Origin of the sequence: Zafaria cholistanensis, from assembly GCF_008580665.1 — a bacterium.
GTDB lineage: Bacteria > Actinomycetota > Actinomycetes > Actinomycetales > Micrococcaceae > Zafaria > Zafaria cholistanensis.
On sequence record NZ_BKDJ01000008.1, the window covers coordinates 164,120 to 184,104 of the forward strand.

At 69.0% G+C, this 19,985-nt stretch carries 15 protein-coding genes; 7 read left to right on the forward strand and 8 right to left on the reverse strand.

All coding sequences use genetic code 11. The features are described from left to right. Positions 1-77 precede the first annotated feature (77 nt). From NCCP_RS09355 to NCCP_RS09365, 3 genes are all read left to right on the forward strand, one after another. Positions 78-1,553, forward strand: a complete 1,476-nt coding sequence (locus NCCP_RS09355; RefSeq protein WP_149956970.1) for an O-acetylhomoserine aminocarboxypropyltransferase/cysteine synthase family protein — start codon at positions 78-80, stop codon at positions 1,551-1,553. Further along, complete coding sequence (locus NCCP_RS09360; RefSeq protein ID WP_149956971.1) at positions 1,550-2,044, forward strand: CoA-binding protein; 495 nt, start codon at positions 1,550-1,552, stop codon at positions 2,042-2,044. The genes NCCP_RS09355 and NCCP_RS09360 overlap by 4 nt, the downstream gene beginning before the upstream one ends. A 185-nt stretch (positions 2,045-2,229) precedes the next feature. Beyond that, positions 2,230-7,518 (forward strand): Ig-like domain-containing protein, encoded by a 5,289-nt coding sequence (locus NCCP_RS09365; RefSeq protein ID WP_149956972.1) that lies wholly within the window; start codon positions 2,230-2,232, stop codon positions 7,516-7,518. Positions 7,519-7,703: 185 nt separating this feature from the next. Here NCCP_RS09365 and NCCP_RS09370 read toward each other — a convergent pair whose 3' ends face one another. After that, positions 7,704-8,489 (reverse strand): carbon-nitrogen hydrolase family protein, encoded by a 786-nt coding sequence (locus tag NCCP_RS09370; RefSeq protein ID WP_149956973.1) that lies wholly within the window; start codon positions 8,487-8,489, stop codon positions 7,704-7,706. 118 nt (positions 8,490-8,607) lie between these two features. Between NCCP_RS09370 and NCCP_RS15435 the strand changes: the two genes are divergently transcribed. Next, positions 8,608-10,362, forward strand: coding sequence for an FAD-dependent oxidoreductase (locus NCCP_RS15435; protein WP_172627357.1), 1,755 nt, complete (start codon positions 8,608-8,610; stop codon positions 10,360-10,362). A gap of 119 nt (positions 10,363-10,481) precedes the next feature. Here the strand turns inward: NCCP_RS15435 and NCCP_RS09380 are convergent, their stop codons facing one another. Continuing rightward, the gene (locus tag NCCP_RS09380; RefSeq protein ID WP_149956975.1) at positions 10,482-11,771 is read right to left on the reverse strand and encodes an adenylosuccinate synthase; all 1,290 of its coding nucleotides are present in this window, start codon (positions 11,769-11,771) and stop codon (positions 10,482-10,484) included. Between the two features lie 236 nt (positions 11,772-12,007). Between NCCP_RS09380 and NCCP_RS09385 the strand changes: the two genes are divergently transcribed. Together NCCP_RS09385 and NCCP_RS09390 are read left to right on the forward strand one after the other, a co-directional pair. After that, positions 12,008-12,553, forward strand: a complete 546-nt coding sequence (locus NCCP_RS09385; protein ID WP_149956976.1) for a TetR family transcriptional regulator — start codon at positions 12,008-12,010, stop codon at positions 12,551-12,553. 308 nt (positions 12,554-12,861) lie between these two features. Next, complete coding sequence (locus NCCP_RS09390; protein WP_149956977.1) at positions 12,862-13,125, forward strand: hypothetical protein; 264 nt, start codon at positions 12,862-12,864, stop codon at positions 13,123-13,125. A gap of 52 nt (positions 13,126-13,177) precedes the next feature. Here NCCP_RS09390 and NCCP_RS09395 read toward each other — a convergent pair whose 3' ends face one another. The 3 genes from NCCP_RS09395 to fbaA form a co-directional block, all read right to left on the reverse strand. Beyond that, a complete protein-coding gene (locus tag NCCP_RS09395; RefSeq protein ID WP_149956978.1) occupies positions 13,178-13,606 on the reverse strand; it encodes an SRPBCC family protein in 429 nt (142 codons plus the stop codon). Between the two features lie 168 nt (positions 13,607-13,774). Continuing rightward, positions 13,775-14,197, reverse strand: coding sequence for a DUF3151 domain-containing protein (locus NCCP_RS09400; protein ID WP_149956979.1), 423 nt, complete (start codon positions 14,195-14,197; stop codon positions 13,775-13,777). A gap of 7 nt (positions 14,198-14,204) precedes the next feature. Then, positions 14,205-15,227: a class II fructose-bisphosphate aldolase gene (fbaA, locus tag NCCP_RS09405; RefSeq protein ID WP_149956980.1), complete on the reverse strand. Its 1,023-nt coding sequence runs from the start codon at positions 15,225-15,227 to the stop codon at positions 14,205-14,207. A gap of 334 nt (positions 15,228-15,561) precedes the next feature. Between fbaA and NCCP_RS09410 the strand changes: the two genes are divergently transcribed. Further along, positions 15,562-16,752 (forward strand): TerC family protein, encoded by a 1,191-nt coding sequence (locus NCCP_RS09410; RefSeq protein WP_149956981.1) that lies wholly within the window; start codon positions 15,562-15,564, stop codon positions 16,750-16,752. Positions 16,753-16,908: 156 nt separating this feature from the next. Here the strand turns inward: NCCP_RS09410 and NCCP_RS09415 are convergent, their stop codons facing one another. The 3 genes from NCCP_RS09415 to NCCP_RS09425 all read right to left on the reverse strand — a co-directional run. Continuing rightward, positions 16,909-18,318 carry an MFS transporter gene (locus NCCP_RS09415; protein ID WP_149956982.1) on the reverse strand — a complete coding sequence of 470 codons (1,410 nt, stop codon included), beginning with the start codon at positions 18,316-18,318 and terminating at the stop codon, positions 16,909-16,911. A 23-nt stretch (positions 18,319-18,341) separates the two neighbouring features. Further along, a complete protein-coding gene (locus NCCP_RS09420) occupies positions 18,342-19,334 on the reverse strand; it encodes a PDR/VanB family oxidoreductase (RefSeq protein ID WP_149956983.1) in 993 nt (330 codons plus the stop codon). A 29-nt stretch (positions 19,335-19,363) separates the two neighbouring features. Continuing rightward, a partial coding sequence (locus NCCP_RS09425; RefSeq protein ID WP_263970135.1) for an RHO alpha subunit C-terminal catalytic domain-containing protein occupies positions 19,364-19,985 on the reverse strand: 622 nt, incomplete at its 5' end.

Consider the following 19,985-nt stretch of genomic DNA (forward strand, 5'->3'; position numbering starts at 1 on the left):
CCGCCGTCCGCCCCGGCGGCACCCGATCCGCCATCGACCTATCTCCCCGCCACCAACCTCGAAGGAGCCCCCGCCTCATGGCAGAACACCAGTTCGGCTTCCGCACGCGCGCCCTCCACGCCGGGGGCACCCCCGACGCCGAACACGGCGCCCGCGCGGTCCCGATCTACCAGACCTCGTCGTTCGTGTTCAAGGACTCGGACGACGCCGCCAACCTGTTCGCCCTGCAGAAGTACGGCAACATCTACTCGCGTATCGGCAACCCCACCGTGGCGGCTTTCGAGGAGCGCATCGCCTCGCTGGAGGGCGGCATCGGTGCCGTCGCCACCGCCTCGGGCATGGCCGCGGAGTTCCTCGTGTTCGCCGCGCTCGCCGGGGCCGGGGACCACATCGTCGCCTCCTCCAAGCTGTATGGAGGCACCATCACGCAGCTGGACGTGACGCTGCGCCGCTTTGGCGTGGACACCACCTTCGTCGACTCCACGGACCCGGCCGATTACAGGGCTGCCATCCGCGAGAACACCAAGGCCGTGTACACCGAGATCGTGGCCAACCCCTCCGGCGACGTCGCCGACCTCAAGGGCCTGGCCGCCGTCGCGCACGAGGCCGGCGTTCCGCTGGTCGTGGACTCCACGCTGACCCCGCCGTACCTGATCCGCCCGATCGAGCATGGGGCGGACATCGTCATCCACTCCGCCACCAAGTTCCTCGGCGGCCATGGAACTACCCTGGGCGGCGTCGTCGTCGAGGCCGGCACCTTCAACTGGGGCAACGGCAAGTTCCCGCAAATGACCGAGCCGGTGCCCAGCTACGGCAACGTCTCCTGGTGGGGCAACTTCGGGGAGTACGGCTTCCTGACCAAGCTGCGCTCGGAGCAGCTGCGCGACATCGGCCCGTCCCTGCCGGCACAGTCCGCGTTCCAGCTGCTGATGGGCGTCGAGACCCTGCCCCAGCGCATGGACGCCCACCTGCATAACGCCCAGAAGGTGGCCGAGTGGCTGGCCCGGGACGAACGCGTCAGCTACGTGAACTTCGCCGGCCTGCCGACCCACCCGCACCATGAGCGTGCCAAGGAACTGCTCCCCCTGGGCGTGGGCTCCGTGTTCAGCTTTGGCGTCAAGGGCGGCCGCGCCGCCGGCGCCAAGTTCATCGAGGCGCTGCAGCTGGCCAGCCACCTGGCCAACATCGGCGATGCCCGGACGCTGGTCCTGCACCCGGCATCCACCACGCACCAGCAGCTCACGGCCGACCAGCTGGTCGCCGGCGGTGTTCCGGAGGACCTCATCCGTCTCTCGGTGGGCCTGGAGGACCTTGAGGACATCCTGTGGGACCTGGACCAGGCGCTCACCGCCTCCCAGCAGGCCGGCGCCGAGCACGGGCCCAGCCGCGACCACGAGGACCACGTCTTCAGCCCTGCCGAATTCGCCGCTCCGACCTACGACGGCGAGGCCTGCACCATCCCCGCAGCCCGCGCCAGGGTGACGGAGCCGGGCACCCGGGTGGTCGAGTCCGTCGAGGAAGCCATCGCCGCCGAGGAAGGGGCCTCCAAGTGACCGCCGCCGCCAAGCGCACCTGGGTGGGCCCGTCCGCCCCGGAGCGCCTCGAAATCCTGCGCAACACCACCTCGATCGCCATTGTGGGCGCCTCGGACAAGCCGTCCCGCGCGTCCTACTTCGTGGCGACCTACCTGCTCTCCTCCACGAAGTTCAGGGTCTACTTCGTGAACCCCGTGGTGGACACCATCCTGGGCCAGCCGGTCTACAAGTCCCTGGCGGACCTGCCGGAAGTGCCGGACCTGGTCGAGGTCTTCCGCAAGCACGACGACCTGCCGGGCGTCCTGGACGAAGCGATCGCGGTGGGGGCCAAGACCATCTGGCTGCAACTGGGCTCCTGGCACGAGGGCGTCGCCGAGAAGGGCGAGGCCGCGGGCCTGAACGTGGTCATGGACCGCTGCGTGAAGATCGAGCACGCACGCTTCCACGGCGGTCTGCACCTGGCCGGCTTCAACACTGGTGTGATCAGCTCCAAGCGCCAGCTCCACTAAGGGGATGAGCCTGGCGGCACGCCGCCGCCACAAGCACCGCGGGAGGCGGGCCGGACACCGGCCCGCCTCCCCCCGTCGTATGCGCCCCTCGGGCCGGGGCCCCTTTCCCGCCGCCACAAGATATCCCCAAGGTCGGGTGTAAAGGCTGTGGCCAGCCGGACCACTCGACTAAGGGGGAAAAGACCATGCCACTGCCATCTGCACGCGGGCCCAAACATTCCGCTGACCCACCCGGGGAGAGGGGGAGAGGAACCTCCGCGGGACGGAAGCTCACCGCCGGGCTGACGGCCCTGATCCTGGGCGCCGGAGTCCTGCCCGGCGCGCTGGCGCCGGCGGCGCTGGCCGCCGCACCGGTGGGCCAGGGGCTCACCCTCAACGCCGGGGACATGCGTTTCATCCTCAAGCAAATCAAGATCGCCGAAAACCACGCCACCAAGGAGGACGCGGCCGGCAGGCCGGTTCCCGGCCAGCCGCTGCTGGGCAGCGGCCCCAACCAGGTGCCCAACGCTTTGGCCCCGTACGGGCTGCGCACCGTGGACGGTTCGGAGAACAACCTGCTGCCGGAGCAGGGGAACTATGGGGCGGCGAGCCTGCCCTTCCCGCGCTTGGCCCCGCCCCAGTGGCGCGCGGCAACAAGCGGCAGCGGAAACTACGGTGCCGTCAACACCAACGTCACAGACGCCGACCCGAGGTTCGTCAGCAACGTGATCGTGGACCAGACCTCGGCCAACCCGGCCGCCGTCGCAGCCGCGGGCAAGGCGCACCGCACGGTCAATGACGAGCCCACGGCGGTGCCCTGCGCCGCGGGCCAGGACCCGGCCACCGACAACTGCGTGCCGGAGGGCGAGACGCTGGACATCCCGAACGTCACCACCGACTTCGGCCTGTCCCCGCCCTACAACGGCTTCTTCGCCCTCTTCGGCCAGTTCTTCGACCACGGAGTCGACTCCACCAGGAAGACCAACAACTTCGTCATGATGCCGCTGGCGGCAGACGATCCGCTGGTGGTGGAGGGCAAGGTCCCGGCCAACCAGCGCTTCATGGTGCTGAACCGGGCCGAGAACCAGCCCGGCCCCGACGGGCAGCTGGGCACCGCGGACGACGTCGCCGACGGCACCAACACCAACTCGCCCTGGGTTGACCAGAGCCAGACCTACTCCTCGCACCCCTCCCACCACGTCTTCCTGCGCGAGTACGACGCCAACACGGACGGCAAGCCGGTCTCCACCGGCAAGATGGCCGAGGGTACGCCCAACGGCGTCAAGGGCGGCATGGCCACCTGGAAGGACCTCAAGGAGCAGGCCCGGCTCCGGCTGGGACTGCTGCTGTCGGACACGGACGTGACGAACGTCCCGATGCTGGCCACCGACCAGTACGGCCGGTTCCTGCGCGGCCCCAACGGGCTGCCGCAGTATGTGACCACGGACAACCAGCTGGTCGAGGGCAACCTGGAAACCCCGGTGGCGCCTCCGGCCAACGTGCAGCGCATCTCCATCGCGTTCCTGGACGACATCTCCCACCACGCCGCGCCGTTCAACGCGCGGTCCGGTGCCGCGCTGGCACCCGATGAGGACACCGCCATCACCCCCGCCACGGCCCAGCAGCCGGCCGGGACCTACGACGACGAAATGCTCAACGCCCACTTCGTCGCCGGTGACGGTCGGGTCAACGAGAACATCGGCCTGACCGCCGTCCACCAGGTCTTCCACTCGGAGCACAACCGCCTGGTGGACTACATGGAGGACCTGCTGACCCACCTGAACCTGGACCTGAACGAGTGGAAGCTTCCCAACGGCGAATGGAACGGCGAGCGCCTGTTCCAGGCCGCCCGGTTCGTCACGGAGATGGAGTACCAGCACATCGTCTTCGAGGACTTTGCCCGGAAGATCTCCCCCGGGATCAATCCCTTCAACGTGTTCACGCAGTCCGACACTGGCATCAACCCGGCCATCAAGGCCGAGTTCGCCCACGCCACCTACCGCTTCGGGCACTCCATGCTCACGGACATGGTGGACCGGAAGACCAACACCGGCGCCGACATCAGCCTGCCGCTGCTGGAGGCCTTCCTGAACCCGCCGGCCTACTACGCCAACGGCGACAGCCCGCTGACCCCGGAGGCAGCCGCCGGCGCCATCGCCATGGGCATGACGGACCAGGTCGGCGCCGAGCTGGACGAGTTCGTCACCGACACGCTGCGCAACAACGTGCTCGGGCTGCCGCTGGACCTGGCGTCGCTGAACATCGCCCGCGGCCGCGACACCGGCGTGCCGTCACTGAACAACTTCCGCAAGGACCTGTACGCGAAAACGAACGAGTCCTCGCTGAAGCCGTACTCCAGCTGGGTGGACTTCGGCCAGGCGCTCAAGCACCCGGACTCCGTGGTGAACTTCATGGCCGCCTACGGCAAGCACCCCACCATCACCTCCGCCACCACCATTAAGGACAAGCGGGCCGCGGCGCAGTTGATCTTCGACATGGACGTCAACAACCCGGCCACCCCCGCGGACGCCTACGCCTTTGCCAACAGCGCCCCGGACACGGAGTGGGCCACGGTGGGCGGGAACTCCGCCACCGGCCTCGATGACGTGGACCTGTGGGTGGGTGGCCTGGCCGAGTCGCAGAACCTCTTCGGCGGCCTGCTGGGCAACACCTTCAACTACATCTTCGAGCGCCAGATGACGGACCTGCAGGACGGGGACCGGCTGTACTACCTCTCGCGCACCTCGGGCCTGAACCTGCGCACGCAGCTCGAAGGCAACTCGATGGCCGAGCTGGTCATGCGCAACACCGACGCCAGGGCGCTGAAGGCGGATGTCTTCGGCACCGCGGACTGCGAGTTCGAGATGGGCAACATCCAGTCGGCCGGCGGCAACAACGTCCTGGACGATCCGGCATCGGCCTGCGATGAGTCCAAGCTGCTGCTGCGCATGGCGGACGGCACCATCCGGTACCGCGTCTCCAACACGGTGGACCGCCCGGGGCTGAACGCCCAGGCCACCTACAACGGCACCGCGGGTACCGACCGGATCTGGGGCGGCGTCGACAACGACACCTTCTGGGGCAACGAGGGACCCGACGTCATCGAGGGCAACGACGGCGCGGATGTCGCGCTCGGCGGCGACGGCGATGACCGGATCACCGACTCCCACGGCGACGACGTGCTCAAGGGAGGTCCGGGCAACGACGCCATCGACGCCGGAGCCGGACTGGACATCATCATGGCCGGTCCCGGTGACGACTTCACCAACGGTGGCCTGAACGGCAACGAGACCTTCGCCGACGAAGGCAACGACCTGGTCATGGCCGGCGACGGCCCCGACGCCGTCTTCGGCGGCGGCGGCGACGACTGGCAGGAGGGCGGCAACTCCAACGATCTGCTCCAGGGCGACAGCGGGGCGCCGTTCTTCGACGACCTGAACGACCCCGGCCACGACGTGCTGATCGGTGACAGTGGCGAGGACGACTACGACGCCGAAGGCGGCGACGACGTGATGGTCGCCGGCCCCGGCATCGAGCGCAACCACGGCGTCTACGGCTTCGACTGGGTGACCCACGCCCGGTCCACCGAGGCGGGCAACTCCGACATGCGCATGCTGGTCGTGGACGGCCCCAACGCCCTGCGGGACAGGTTCCTGCTGGTCGAAGGCCTCTCCGGCTGGGACAAGGACGACGTCCTGCGCGGCGAGGACTCGGCCCCGTCCGAGCCGGACGCGGACGAGGTGGGCGTACCCGGCCTGACCAATGTGCTCAACGCCGAAGGCATCAGGCGCATCAGCGGCCTGGCCGATCTGCTGCCCGCGGGCGCCACGGAGTTCGGCGCCGGCGACATCATCATCGGCGGTTCCGGATCCGACCAGATCTGGGGCAACGGCGCCGATGACATCATCGACGGCGACAAGTGGCTCAACGTGCGGCTGAGCGTCCGCACGAACCCGGCCGATCCCGCCACCGAAACCCGCAGCGCCACTTCCCTGAAGGAGATCCAGGCGGACATCCAGGCGGGGACGATCAACCCGGGCAACGTGGTGATCGTCCGCGAAATCCTCCACACGGCGGCGGACGCGGACATCGACACCGCCAACTTCTCCGGCGCCCGCAGCGAGTACACCATCACCACCGTTGATGGCGTCACCACCGTGACCCACGGTGACGGCACCGAAGGCGACGGCATCGACAGGCTCACCAACATCGAGCGGCTGAGGTTCGCGGACCAGACCGTCGAGGTGGCGGCACTGGATGTCCAGGCTCCCGAGGTCACCGACCGCGCACCGCAGGCCAACGCCACCGGGATTGCTACCGGGGCCAATATCACGGCCGCGTTCAACGAGCCGGTCACCGGAGTGGACGGGGCCACCATGACCCTTACCCCGTCCGCCGGCGGCGATGCGGTGGAGGCCACCGTGGGCTACGATGCGGCAACGCGCACCGCCACGCTGAACCCGAATGACAACCTGGCTGCCGGAACCCAGTACACGGTGCGGCTCACCGGGGGCATCCGGGACGAGGGCGGCAACGCGCTGGCCGCTACGGAGTGGACGTTCACCACCGTGGACGGCCCGACCATCACCGGCCGCACTCCGGCACCTGATGCCACCAACATCGCGGCCAACGGCAACATCTCGGTGGTCTTCAGCGAACCGGTCAACGGCATCAACGGCACCAATGTACGGCTGACCACCCCGGCCGGTACCGCAGTGACCGCGGTGGTCAGCTACAACGCCACCACCCGGACCGCCACGCTCAACCCCAGCGGCAACCTGGCGGTGAACACCGTATACACGGTGCGGCTCAGCAACGGCGTCACGGACGCCTCCGGCACCCCGCTGACCGCCACCACCTGGAGCTTCACCACCGAGGCCGGCCCGACCATCACGGACCGCACCCCGGCATCGAACGCCACCAACATCGCCGTCAGCGACAACATCACGGTGGTCTTCAGCGAACCCGTTCGCGGCGTCAACGGCACCACCGTGCTGCTGGCCACCCCCTCCGGTGCCACAGTCGCGGCAACGGTCACCTACAACCCGGCCACGCGCACGGCGACGTTGAACCCCCGCGCCAACCTGGCCGCGAACACCCGGTACACCGTCCGGCTCCGCAACGGCATCACCGATGCCAACGGCAACCGGCTGACCGCCACCACCTGGTCCTTCCGGACCGAGGCCGGCCCGACCATCACCCGCCGCAGCCCGGCGCCGAACGCCACCGGCGTCAGCCGCACGACAAACGTTTCGGTGGTCTTCAGCGGACCGGTCCGCAACGTCAACGGCACCACCGTGCGGCTGACCACCCCGGCCGGCACCACGGTAAGGGCGGTGGTCAGCTACAACGCCACCACCCGGACCGCCACGCTGAACCCCAGCGTCACGCTGGCCGCGAACACCGCGTACACGGTGCGGCTCAGCAACGGCATCACCGATGCCAACGGCAACCGGCTGACCGCCACCACCTGGTCCTTCCGGACCGGGAGGTGACGGCCGGACAACCGCGCTGACCACGCAGGAAAGGGACGGGTCCCGGAGCAATCCGGGGCCCGTCCCTTTGCCGTGGTCGGCGAAAGGAATGCCGTTGCCGAAAAGGGCGCCGTGGCCGCCGTCGCCCCGGGTCAGCGCCGCCTGAAGGCCTGCAGTGCCGGCACCTGCCCGGGATGCCGGCGGGACTAGACGCCCAGCCGGCGGTTGGCCAGCACCGGGAGGAATTCGCGGACCTCATCGATCCGGCGCCGCGTCACCTCGCGGGTCAGCAGGGCCTCCGTTTCGTCGCCAAGGGCACCGACTGCCAAACCCATGGGGTCCAGGATCTCCGAGTGGCCGATCGTGTGGTCCGAACTGGTGCCGGCGGCGGCCACCCACACCGTGTTTTCCAGGGCGCGGGCCTTGAGCAGGGTGTTCCAGTGCTCCACCTTGTGGTCTCCGGCGAACCAGGCCGCGGCCACCACCAGCACGTCGGCTCCGTCCACGGCCAGCCGCCTGGCCAGTTCCGGGAAGCGGAGGTCGTAGCAGGCCATGACCCCAATGTTCAGGCCACCGATGCGGAACAGCGCGGAAACGTCCGGGTTCCCGGGCTTGATGTGCTCCGATTCCCTGTAGGAAAACGCGTCGTAGAGGTGGATCTTGCGGTAGGTCCCGGCGATCCGCCCGTCGGCGTCCACCACCACCAGGGTGTTGTAAGGACGGGCTTCCCCGCTGCTCTCGTACCCCCCGGCCACGAGGGCCAGCCCGTGCTCCGCGGCAATGAAGGAGAGCTGCTGGGCAAACATGCTCCAGCCCTGGTCCGCGGCGGCAGCCAGGTCGTCTCCGGCCAGCCCGATGGTGAACATCGTCTCCTCCGGCAGCACCAGCAGTCCGGCCCCCTCCTGGCGGGCGCGCGCGGCCAGGCGGCGCACGGTGTCCAGGTTTTCGGTCACGGACCCGCTCGGGGAGAACTGGCCGACGCTGATCTTCATGGTTCCGGACCTCCGGCATCGCAGGGCAGGTGTCCTCCCAGTCTACGGTCCAGCCTATGGTCCCGCCCGGGCGGAATCCCCGGTGACGTGCCCCGTCGGCGGGCGTAGCCTTGGGTCCGTGAATACCGATGTGGATGTGGTGGTGGTCGGCGCCGGGCCGACGGGGCTGATGGCAGCCAACTGGCTGGCCCGGTTCGGGGTGGAGGCGGTGGTGATCGACCGCAAGTCCGGTCCAACCCGCGAGTCCCGCGCGCTGGCCGTCCAGTCCCGCTCCATGGAGATCTATTCCCAACTCGGCGTGGGCGCGGAGGTCCTCGCCCGGTCCCAGCAGGCCACCGTGATGCGGCCCGCCATCGGGAGCCATCTCCTGGACCGGGTGCAGCTGGGCGGGATGGGGCACGGGCTGACCCCTTTTCCGGGCCTCTATGTACTGGAACAAAGCGCCAATGAGGAGATCCTCGCCGCCAACCTGGACCGGCTCGGCGGGCAGGTGCTGTGGAACCACGCCTTCGTGGGCCTGCGCCAGCAGCCGCATCCCGGCGGGCCCGGGCAGGGGCACGGGCATGGAGCCGGCGGAGCGGGCGCGGATCCGGGGGTCGGCGTCGTCGTGGAGGTGGAAGGGCCGGACGGGATACGGCACGAGCTGACCGCACGCTACGTGATCGCCGCGGACGGTGCCGGCTCCCCCGTGCGCACCCACTTGGGCATCGGCTTCCAGGGCGCGACGAACGACCAGACGTTCTTCGTGATCGACGGGTACGGCGTCGAGGGCCTTGAGCCCGGGATCAGCATCCGGATCAGCAGCGAAAACTTCATGCTCGCCTTTCCCATGGGCGCCGGCGACGACGAAAGCCGCTACCGGCTGGTGGGCATCATTCATCCGCCTGCACGGCAGTCCGCCCCTGACCAACCGGGTGGGGGGCAGCCGGGCGGCTGGAAGCGGGGCAGCGGGCGGCCGGACGGCGGGGATCGGGACGCGTCCGGGGCGGACGGCGCGGCCCCGGAGGCCGCGCCTCCGAAGGAGGGCGCCACGGGGGACGAGCAGCTTGCGCGCACCATGCTGCTCAACGACTTTGGGGTCCGGTACGCCGGCTCCAGCTGGTTCTCCACCTACCGGGTCCACCACCGGGTTGCGGCCACCTTCCGCGCCGGAAACGTGTTCCTGGCCGGGGACGCCGCGCACGTGCACTCCCCCGTCGGGGGCCAGGGCATGAACACCGGGCTGCAGGATGCGCACAACCTGGCCTGCAAGCTGGCCGACGTCATCCAGGGGCGGATGCCGCCGGAGTACCTGGACCGGTACGAGGCCGAACGCCGCCCGGTGGCGCTGCGCCTGGTGGCCACGACGGACCGGCTGTTCGCCCTGGTGTCCTCGACGACGCCGGCGGCGCGGTTCGTGCGCACCCGGGTGTTACCGGTGGTGTGGCCGGCGCTGTTCCGGCTGCTGCCGCACTCCCCGATGCGCGGGCGCTTCGCCGGGTACCTGGGGCAATTCCGCATCCACTACTGGCTGGGCGAGGGGCAGCGGCAGCGGGCCCAGCGGCGCCACGGCTCCCGACGCACCACCCGGCGCGGGCGGGTGCTGGGGCGGCGCCTGCCGTGGACCGGGGCCCCGGCGCTGGAGGGCGGCAACGCCGCGGACAACTTTGCGCCGCTGGCCCGGGCCGTGTGGCAGGTCCACGCCTACGGGTCAGCCGGGTCGGCCAGGGCGCGCAGGCTGGCCGCCGAGCACCGGATGCCGATGTTCCGCTTCCCCGCCGCACCCGCGCGCAACCTGCCCGACGGCACGGTGGTGGTGGTGCGCCCCGACGGGTTTGTGGCCCAGCTGTCCGGTCCCTGGGAACGCTTCGAGCCGGACCAGACCCACAGGTAAGCCAGACCCACAGGTAAGCCGGACCCACAGGTAAGCCGGACCCACAGGCAGGCCAGACCCCACTGAAAGGCGGCCCCCCCTGCACGGCAACAAAGCCGGCGCTGGGGCCCGCCTGCGGGCTAGTCCTTGATCAGGTCGTAGCGCACGATCGTCTGGTCGCGGTCCGGGCCGACGCCGATGGCGGAGAAGCGGGTGCCGGACATCGCCTCCAAAGCCAGCACGTAGTTGCGCGCGTTCTCCGGCAGGTCCTCGAGGGTCGTGGCGCCGGTGATGTCCTCGGTCCAGCCGTCGAAGTACTCGAAGATCGGCTTCGCGTGGTGGAACTCGGTCTGCGTCATGGGCATCTCGTCATGGCGCACGCCGTCGACGTCGTACGCCACGCAGACCGGGATCCTCTCGATGCCGGTGAGCACATCCAGCTTGGTGACGAAGTAGTCAGTGAAGCCGTTTACCCGCGAGGAGTAGCGGGCCAGCACGGCGTCGTACCAGCCGCAGCGGCGCGGGCGGCCGGTGTTCACGCCGAACTCGCCGCCGGTCTTCTGCAGGTATTCGCCCATCTCATCGAAAAGCTCCGTCGGGAACGGCCCGGCACCCACGCGGGTGGTGTAGGCCTTGATGATGCCGATGGAGCGGGTGATGCGGGTGGGGCCGATGCCCGAGCCCACGGAGGAGCCGCCCGCCGTGGGGTTGGACGAGGTCACGAACGGGTAGGTGCCGTGGTCGACGTCGAGCAGGGTGGCCTGGCCGCCCTCCATGAGGACCACCTTGTCCGCGTCCAGGGCGTTGTTCAGCTCCAGGGTGGCGTCGATGACCAGAGGGCGCAGGCGCTCGGCGAAGGCGAGGAAGTACTGGACGGTCTCCTCGACCTGCACCTCGCGGCGGTTGAAGACCTTGACCAGCAGCTGGTTCTTCTGGCGCAGCGAACCTTCGACCTTCTGGCGCAGGATGGACTCGTCGAAGATGTCCTGGACGCGGATGCCCAGGCGCCCCACCTTGTCCATGTAGGCCGGACCGATGCCGCGCCCGGTGGTGCCGATGGCGCGCTTGCCCAGGAAACGTTCGGAGACCTTGTCCATGGTCTGGTGGTAGGGGGCCACCAGGTGGGCGTTGGCGGATACGCGCAGCCGCGAGGTGTCCGCGCCGCGGGCCTCCAGCCCGTCGATCTCGGCGAAGAGGGCTTCAAGATTCACCACGCAGCCGTTGCCGATGATCGGAGTCGCGTTCGGGCTCAGGATGCCCGCGGGAAGGAGCTTGAGCTCATACTTCTCGCCGCCGACCACGACGGTGTGCCCGGCGTTGTTGCCGCCGTTGGGCTTGACCACGTAGTCGACGCGGCCGCCGAGCAGGTCGGTGGCCTTTCCTTTGCCTTCGTCGCCCCACTGGGCTCCGACGATCACGATTGCTGGCATGGGATTCCTCCCCCTTGCAGGTTCAGCGTGGCCGGCTTGCGCCGGGTTCCGGCGGTGCCGGACACGAAAATGCCCCTTCTTCCTCCTCGGGGCCCTCGGCGCATTCAGCGTCCTGTTGGGGCCCACGCGTAAGAGGAAAGGGGGCTCTTACGCCCCGAGTTTACCGGAACGGCCGCTCACGGCGCGAACGGGGCCCCGAGCGGCCCCATTTGCGGCGCAATAGTAGGCTGGCGGGCATGGCGCTGACTCGGGAGCAGGTGGTGGACGCGGCCGTCGGCGTCCTGGCCGGCTTCGGCCTCGCCGACCTCTCCATGCGCCGCCTCGCACGCGAACTGGACGTCCAGGTCGGGGCCCTCTACTGGCATGTGAAGAACAAGCAGGAACTGCTGGTCGACGTCGCCGCGCGCCTGCTGGGCGGCATCGAGCACCTGCCGGACGCGGCGGCGACCCCGCGTGAGGCCGTTACCTCGCTGGCCACGGCGATCCGGGCCGCCCTGGCGCCCGTGCCGGACAGCGCCGAGGTGGTTCAGCTGGCCCAGACCATGCAGCCCGCGGCGCTGGAGCCGCTGACCTGGCTGCGGGAGCTGCTCGAGGAGGCAGGCGTCGCCCCGCAGCGCTCCGCTTGGGCCCGGCACCTGCTCCTGAACCACATCCTCGGCTCAGTGGCGGCGCAGCAGGACCGCTCCAGGCTGGAGGCCGTGGGCGGGACCGGCGGCCCGGACTTGGGCACGGACGCGTTCGCCTGGGGAGTGGAGACGATCCTGGACGGCCTGGGAATCTAGCTTCCCGGGCAAGTCCTCCGGCCGCGCCTCCAACTCTCCGGCCGGCGCTCTTGACCCGGCCCCGCGGCGGGTGGATCATCCCAAATACGGGCAACCGAAAACACGGACGCCCGCACTGGATTGCACCTCGTCGCACTGAATCGCACCCCTACGCACCCCGACGCACCGAACTCGCACCAACACCTCTTTGTACCAGCACAACTTTGTACCGGCACAACACCGTCCGAACACGGTGTTCCGCGGGAACCAGCGCCGCTTTCCCGCGACCGCACACCCCAAAAAACTCCATTCGCACCCAGGGGGCCGTAATGAAACGCTGGCTCATCTCCGTGGCGGCGGCAGCCGCCGTCACAGCGGGAAGCATCCTCGCCGCGGGACCCGCCGCGGCCGCACCCAGTTCCCCGCCCGTCCACCAGGCTGTGGCCCCCGTGGTCAAGGATTTCTGCAGCGTGCCGGTCCCGAAGAAAAAGGTGCCCTCCAGGCCCTTCAACAACCTCGATTGGTTGCGCTTCGGGAACTTCCTGACCGTCGTGCCGGCCAAGGAGAGCGATCTCTGCCCGATCCTCGCCTGAGCCTTCCCCCACGTCCCTTGCTTCTGCAACCCGCCGCGCCACAACCGGACTCTCAGGGCGCCTTCTCGGCGAAGCGCTTGAAGTAGGACAGCTGGCCGGCATCGGCCTCGATAATGGCGGAGCGGATGTCGGAGGCGATACCGGACAGGGAGGGCGCCACCCCGACCCGGACCGTAAACGTGAGGCGGGTGTCGTCGCCGTCTTCTTTGAGGTCGAAGCGGTATTCGGTGTGGACGTCCCCGCGGCCGCTGGAGAGGGTCAGGCTGCGCTCGGGCTCGAACCCGGTGACGGTCAGCCTGCGGTCGTGCCCCTCCGAGTGGTATTCGAGGGTGGTCCCCACCCCCACCGGCCCTTCGGCATGCATCTCCGAGATCCCGGGAACCCACGCCGGGAAGGCCGCCCAGTCGGTGAGCAGGGCCCAGGTCCTGGCAGGGGGCAGGTAGACGAGCTCGGTGGTCGTGAACACGGTATCGGCAGGCATACGGGCATCATGCACCCCGACGGGCCCCGGCAAAAGACCGGGCAGGCACACGGCGGGGCAAGCACAAGGCGGGGCAAGCACAAGGCGGGGCAAGCACAAGGCCGGGCCTTCCGGGAGCGGTACGCCCAAGGTGGGGCGGGCTTCCCGGAAGGCCAGGCCGGTGCGGTGCTACTCCCCGGCCTCGATCGCGGATGCGGCGGCGGGGTCCGAGTCGTTGAGGAACTGGCCGATGCGTTCCACTTCCTCCGTCTCGCCGATGGCGGCGGCGGCCCGCCGCAGCGCGTAGAGCGCGCGCAGGAAGCCCCGGTTGGGCTCGTGGCGCCAGGGCACCGGGCCCTGGCCGCGCCAGCCGGACTTGCGCAGCGAGTCCAGGCCGCGGTGGTACCCCACGCGGGCGTAGGCATAGGACTCCACGGTGCGGCCGCCGTCGTAGGCCTCGTCGGCGAGGAGCGCCCACGCCAGCGACGACGCCGGGAAGTCGGCCACGACGTCGGCCGGCTTGTCGCCGGCGGCCAGCCGGGCGGTGACCTCCGGCTCCTCCGGCAGCAGGGTTTCGGGAATGCCGAGCAGGTTCCGGCCCAGATCCGTCACGGCGCGCCTACTTCAGGGACTTGCCGGCGGAGCCGAGCTGCTGCGCGGCCTCCACGACGCGGGCGGCCATGGACGCCTCGGCGGAGGCGCCCCACACGCGCGGGTCGTAGAGCTTCTTGTTGCCGACCTCGCCGTCGACCTTCAGGACGCCGTCGTAGTTGCGGAACATGTGGTCCACGACGGGGCGGGTGAACGCGTACTGGGTGTCGGTGTCGATGTTCATCTTGATGACGCCGTAGGAGACCGCGTCCGCGATCTCCTGCTCGGTGGAGCCGGAGCCGCCGTGGAAGACCAGGTCGAACGGGTTCTCCTTGCCGATCTTGGCACCGACCTGGGCCTGGATGTCCTTGAGGATCTCCGGGCGGAGCTTGACGTTGCCCGGCTTGTAGACGCCGTGGACGTTGCCGAAGGTCAGCGCGGTAATGTAGCGGCCCCGTTCCCCGGCACCCAGGGCGTCGATGGTGGCCAGCGCGTCTCCGACGGTGCTGTAGAGCTTCTCGTTGATGGCGTTCTCCACGCCATCCTCCTCGCCGCCCACGGCGCCAATCTCCACCTCCAGGATCTGCTTGGCTGCTGCGGTGCGCGGCAGCAGGTCGGCTGCGATGCGCAGGTTCTCCTCGAGGGTCTCGGCGGAGCCGTCCCACATGTGGGAGTTGAAGAAGGGGTCGCGCCTGGCGGAGACCTCGGCCTCGGAGGCGGCCAGCAGCGGCAGGACGAAGCTGTCCAGCTTGTCCTTGGGGCAGTGGTCCGTGTGGAGGGCGATGTTCACGCCGTAGGACTTGGCGACCTCGCGGGCAAACGCGGCGAAGGCCAGCGAACCGACCACCATGTCCTTGACGGAGGCTCCGGACCAGTAGGCGGCGCCGCCGGTGGAGACCTGGATGATGCCGTCGGACTCGGCCTCGGCGAAACCGCGGATCGCGGCATTCAGCGTCTGCGACGAGGTCACGTTCACCGCCGGGAAGGCGTAGCCGCCGCTCTTGGCGGCATCGATCATGGCGTTGTACTTGTCCGGGGTTGCGATGGGCACGCTGACTCCTTTGTTGGGGTCGATCGGGTGGGACCTCGTGGTTCGGATCCCATCCTAGCGACCCACCGTGACGCGCAGCATAACCGGACTGTGCGCGGCGGTATCCGGATATGCGGCGCGGGCCGCCGGTGCGGGAGGGCGTCCCGGAACGGGCGAGGTCACGGCCGGTCCGGAGCGGAATTGGGTACGATGGGTTCCAGCGTGAGGGAGTATCCCCCGCGTCGCAGGCCGTCAGCACGTGGGGCACCATTGCCCCACCGGCCTCGGCGGACGGCAGCCACGGCAGCCGGCGGAGAGACTCGCGGCAACCCGCTATACCCTCGAAAGGAACAACGTGACGGTTCCCGGTTGGGTCTGGTTGGTGACGGTCGTCGTCATCCTGGGCCTCCTCGCATTCGACTACTTCTTCCACATCCGCAAGGCGCATGTGCCCACGCTGCCCGAAGCCGCCAAGTGGTCGGCCATCTACGTGGGCTTCGCCATCGTCTTCGGCGTCCTGGTCTGGATATTCGGCGGCGCGCAGATGGGCGGCGAGTACTTCGCCGGCTACATCACTGAAAAGGCGCTCAGCGTCGACAACCTCTTCGTGTTCCTGGTGATCATCGCCAGCTTCCGCGTCCCGCGCGAGGACCAGCAGAAGGTGCTGCTGTTCGGCATCGTGTTCGCGCTCATCGCGCGCACGCTCTTCATCCTTCTGGGCGCCGCGCTGATCAACTCGTTCTCCTGGATCTTCTACCTCTTCGGCATCATCCTGCTGCTCACCGCGGGCAACCTGCTCCGTCCGGAGGGCGAAGGGGACGAGGAAGAGGCGAACAACTTCATCGTCCGCCTGGCCAAGAAGGTCCTGCCCACCACCGAGCACTTCGACGGGGACAAGCTCTCCACCATGGTGGACGGCAAGCGGGTCCTCACCCCGATGCTGCTGGTCATGGTGGCCATCGGCGGCACGGACATCCTGTTCGCGCTGGACTCCATTCCGGCGATCTACGGCCTGACCCAGAACGTGTTCATCGTGTTCACCGCGACCGCGTTCTCGCTGATGGGCCTGCGCCAGCTGTACTTCCTGCTGGACGGCCTGCTGGACCGCCTTATCTACCTCTCCTACGGCCTGGCCGCGATCCTGGGCTTCATCGGCGTGAAGCTGTTCCTGCACGCCCTGCATGAGAACACCCTGCCGTTCATCAACGGCGGCGAGCACGTCGACGTCATCGAGATCACCACCGGGCTCTCCCTGACCGTGATCATCGGCGTCCTGGTGGTCACCGTCATCGCCTCGCTGATGAGCAAGGCGGGCAAGGCCCAGAACGCCATCAACAACGCACGCCGCCACGCCGAGAGCTACCTGGACCTGACCTACACCTCGGACCCCGGCGAGCGCGAGCGCATCTACCAGCTGCTGCTGAACGAGGAGCAGCACATCCTCACCATGGACCGGAAGTACCGGGAGAAGGCCAAGGACGTGGACAAGATCCGCGAGAAGGTCGCCGCGGCCCACGAGGCCCACAAGAGCTACCTGTCCCAGTAGCCGGCCCCGGCCGGCGGTGGAGGCCGCACCCGGCTGTGCAAACACCAGGGGCGGGACCGGCAGCTGCCGGTCCCGCCCCTGGTGTTTCTCTGTACCCGCTTCGGGTTCTATTTGCCTGTTTCAGGATGCCTGTTCCGGCAGGCCGGACAGGGGATGTCAGTGACGGTGGGCCGCTCCTGCCCCGACCGTGGGACCCTGGGCCCCGGCGTCGTCCGCCCCAGCGTCACCGGCCTGCGTGGCATCCGCCGGCGCGGCGGTCCGGGAGGTGCCCCCCAGGAACCAGACGGCGGCGGCGGCAACCAGGAGGACGGCTCCGACGCCGAGGTACAGCTGAACCGGGGTCCAGGATGCGTCCAGCAGGGCGCCCGTAGCCAGCGGGGCGATGATGGCTCCCAGCCGCCCCACGCCGAGGGCCCAGCCGACGCCGGTGCTGCGGATGGGTGCCTCGTAGGAGGCTGGCGAGATGGTGTAGAGGCCCGCGATGCATCCGTTGATCAGCATGCCCACCACGACTCCGGCGGCGAAGGCGACCGCCATGAACGACGCGGTGGAAATGAACACCACCATCGCCACGGCGGACAGGACCGTGAACCACAACAGCACGGCCCGGGCGTTCCACTTGGTGGAGAGGGCACCGAACAGCAGCGAACCGAAGGTTCCGCCGAGGGTCAGCATGAGGCCGCCGACCACGCCCTGGCTCTCGGTCATGCCGGCGGCGACCAGAAGCTTGGGAGTCCAGCTGTTGGCGAAGTAGAAGCCGAACATGGTGGTGAAGAACGCGGCCCAGACAAGCACCGTGACGCGGCGGTGGCGCGCCGAGAACAGGGTGGCAATCTGGTTCCGCACGGCGGTCCGGGAACCTGCCGCGGCTGCGGTCCCCGCGGGCAGTTCAGCGGACACAGGCTGGCCGATCCGCCGGCTGATGCGGTTGAGGCGCTCAAGGGCGCCTGCGGGGCGCCGGGAGACCAGGAAGTCCACCGATTCCGGAAGCAGGGCCACCAGCAGGAGGCACACGGCCGCGGTGATGGCCCCGCCGAAGAGGAAGACGGAACGCCACCCGAAGCTCGCCTGCAGGCCGACGGCCGCCATGCCTCCGAGGGTGGCCCCGAGGCCGTAGCCCGCGGTGTAGATGGCCACGGACATGCCCCGCCAGCGCTTGGAGGAGTATTCGCTGGCGATCACGTTGGTGCAGGCCAGGATGCCGCCCACGCCCAGGCCGGTGAGGAAGCGCCACCCGCCGAGCTCGGCCGCCGAGTGGGCGGTCGCGGACAGGAGCATGCCCGCGGCGGCCAGGCCGCTGGACAGGATCGTCATGGGCCGGCGCCCGATCGCGTCGGCGAAGGGCGCCAGCAGCAGCGAGCCGGCCGCCATGCCCAAGAGCCCTGAGCTGAGCAGCATGCCCAGCTGCGCCCCGCTGAGGGCGAAATCGGCGGACACCCGGTTGGCCGTGAAGGCCATGGCCAGGACGTCGAAACCATCCAGCGCATTGAGCAGTGTGCAGAGGCCAATGATCAGCCACTGGTAAGGGGACATCGGTGACGCGTCAATGCGTTCCCTGATGGTCATGGTAAATCCTTGCGGTTGGAGCTTTAGCTGATATCGATGGTGATGGAGGCGCCGTGGGAGGGGCAGTTTTCCCCGCCCGCGACGCGGGAGACGCAGACGCACATGCGGTCGGCGGTGTTGCGCTGGCGTTCGCTGTAGAAGACGTCGCGGTGGTCGATCCCGCCCTCGACGGCCAGGACCTTGACTTGGCAGAGGCCGCATTCGCCCTTGCGGCAGTCGAACATCATGTCCGCGCCGGCATCCTCGAGGGCTTCCAGCATGGAGCGCCCCTTGCCGACCGTTGCCTCGATGCCCAGCCGGGGGATCCGGACCGTGAACTCCTCGGGGTCGAACCAGCCACTGTTGCCGAAGGTCTCGTAGCGCAGGTTCGGCAGGTCCAGTTCCCGCTCCGTCCACGCACGGCGGACGACGTCCATGAGGCGGATCGGCCCGCACATGTAGAACTCGGTGCCGGGCTCCACGGAGCCGACCAGGCCCGCGACATCGAGGATGCCCTGCTCGTCGTCCACGTGCACCTGCAGCCGGTCCCCATGCAGGTCGGCCAGGTCGGCCAGGTAGGCCATGGATTCCCGGTTGCGGCCCGCGTACACCAGCCGGTAGTCCGCCTTCACCTGCCGGAGCACCTTGGCCATGTGCAGGATGGCGGTGATGCCAATACCCCCCGCGAGCAGCACGTAGCGCGGGGCGCCAATGCGCAGCGGGAAGTTCTGCAGCGGCTGCGTGATCTCCAGGACGTCGCCGGCCTCAAGGGTGTGCATGTACACGGATCCGCCGCGGGAGGCCGGCGCCCGGAAGACGCTGATGGCCAGGCGGCGCCCGCCATCGATCGATTCGACGACCGAGTAGGACCGGCGGTCCGGCCGGCCGTCAATGGTGACGAGCAGGTCGATGTGGGACCCCGGCTCGGCCGGCTTGGGGTGCTCGGTCTCCAGGACGATCCGGCGGATGTCCTGGGCGACCTCGACGGACTCGACGACGGTGGCCTGCTGCCAGACTTCGGTGTTGCTTGCTGCCATGGTGGTTTTCCCTTCTGCCCTTGTCCGCGCTAGGCCCGGCCCGCCGGCACGGCGGTCCGTTCGTCCGGGACGGTTGCGACCGGCTGGGACCGGCCCTCGGCCTCGAGCATGCGCTCCAGGATGCGGCGCACCCACATGCCGCCGGCGTCGATGTTCAGGCTGTAGAACTCGTGGTCCGGGTTCGCGTCGATGGCCTCCTGCTGGGCCTTGAGCATGGCCTCGTCCTCGCTGAACACCCCATGCACCCCGTTGCGCAGCTGGGTGGTGATCAGCTGGCTTTCCAGGCGGTAGTTGCGCATGAACGCCCAGAAGTAGTGGCTGGTGCGGTCCGTCTCCGGGGTGATCGTGTTCATCACGTAGCCGTTGACGCCCTGGCTGCGGTCGCCCTCGAACGCGCCGGTACCGGCCTTGGCCACGCCCACGTCGATCCGGATGGTGCCCGGGGCCTCAAAGTGGATGATCTGCCAGCGGTCGACCTTGCCCTCGAAGCCGGGGAACTTGTCCCGCATGTTCTTGAGCCAGAACGGCGGGGCGTCGATGTTGAACATCCACCGGGTGACGGTCACGGTGTTCCCGTCATGGGTGGTCTCGAATTCCGACTCGCTCAGCTCTTCCTGCCCGATCGAGGAAGAATGCACGAACTCCTCATGG

Coding starts and splice junctions, on each gene's coding strand:
- NCCP_RS09355 (WP_149956970.1), top strand. CDS start 78: ATGGCAGAACACCAGTTCGGCTTCCGCACGCGCGCCCTCCACGCCGGG.
- NCCP_RS09365 (WP_149956972.1), top strand. CDS start 2,230: ATGCCACTGCCATCTGCACGCGGGCCCAAACATTCCGCTGACCCACCC.
- NCCP_RS09370 (WP_149956973.1), bottom strand. CDS start 8,489: ATGAAGATCAGCGTCGGCCAGTTCTCCCCGAGCGGGTCCGTGACCGAA.
- NCCP_RS09380 (WP_149956975.1), bottom strand. CDS start 11,771: ATGCCAGCAATCGTGATCGTCGGAGCCCAGTGGGGCGACGAAGGCAAA.
- NCCP_RS09385 (WP_149956976.1), top strand. CDS start 12,008: ATGGCGCTGACTCGGGAGCAGGTGGTGGACGCGGCCGTCGGCGTCCTG.
- NCCP_RS09390 (WP_149956977.1), top strand. CDS start 12,862: ATGAAACGCTGGCTCATCTCCGTGGCGGCGGCAGCCGCCGTCACAGCG.
- NCCP_RS09395 (WP_149956978.1), bottom strand. CDS start 13,606: ATGCCTGCCGATACCGTGTTCACGACCACCGAGCTCGTCTACCTGCCC.
- NCCP_RS09415 (WP_149956982.1), bottom strand. CDS start 18,318: ATGACCATCAGGGAACGCATTGACGCGTCACCGATGTCCCCTTACCAG.
- NCCP_RS09420 (WP_149956983.1), bottom strand. CDS start 19,334: ATGGCAGCAAGCAACACCGAAGTCTGGCAGCAGGCCACCGTCGTCGAG.